Origin of the sequence: Photorhabdus viridis (assembly GCF_040256935.1) — a bacterium.
Taxonomy (GTDB): Bacteria; Pseudomonadota; Gammaproteobacteria; order Enterobacterales; family Enterobacteriaceae; genus Photorhabdus; species Photorhabdus viridis.
Map to the genome: position 1 here is coordinate 1 of NZ_JBEJZY010000180.1, position 973 is coordinate 973.

Sequence of the window (973 nt, forward strand, 5' to 3'; positions counted from 1 at the left end):
AGGGTCTGACTCCGGTAGCTTATGCGTGATTTTATCATCGGCGATATGTAACCAGCCTTTACCATACGCCTTTCCCGGCAACAGTTGTAAAGGACCGGGCGACTGAGCCATCACAGCGGTCATCTCCGCGCCATTACTGCCGACAACCAGCCCAGTCACACCATCTTCACCGGTTTTCATTCTTTTATAGGCCGTCGGGGCACCGGTATCCGGCATCACGCCGTGCACAATCCCTAAAATTTTATCCCGACCATTCAGTTTTTCTGAATAATAGCGGGCAACCAGCCCGCCCATAGAATGAGTGACTAAAATCACCTGCTTGGTTGCACAGCGTTTACCATAGTAGTCTAAAACCTCATCAACATATTTCGCCAACCTTTTGGCAGAATCCACATTGGATTGCAGCCAGTTATAGCCCATCACATGCACCGGGTACATAAAGCGATAACTGTGTTTAACCTCTTCCTGGGTCAGCGGCTCTTCACCTAACTCAGCACTCAGATCCATACCGACCATTTGCTGCCGGAGCGTTTTCCTCCCCTGACCTTCCATACAATATTCAAACACCTGACGCTCATCATCCAACACATCCTGAAGCCAGGGCAAAAAATCCCCATAACTCATATGTGCCACTTCTCCCCAACCCCGCTGCCGGCAACTGGGGAATTTATTCTTTTTGGTGTGGTCAGGTGTGATAACCCCAGAGCCATCAACCTCTGTTTTACTGGGATCTAATATTTTTTTTCTATAAATCGGCCCCAATGCTATCCAACGTACAACAGCGTAACTAAATTCAGCATTTAGTAGCCAAACTGTCTCCCCCCCATTCAATTTCAGATTACTCCCCATTACCCCCGGCAGGAAAATCACCGGGATCACTTTAGTTGCATATTTCAGACAGGTCGCCACCAGGTTTTCTTCAATTCTGGCATTGGGCACGTTGTAATACGGAAAACCGTATTCATCATATTCA

1 protein-coding gene is annotated in these 973 nt (G+C 47.8%); it reads right to left on the reverse strand.

Going from position 1 to position 973, the window contains the following annotated elements; genetic code table 11:
- On the reverse strand, window positions 1–973 hold a 973-nt coding region (locus ABR397_RS22830), incomplete at both ends, for an esterase/lipase family protein (protein ID WP_407072904.1).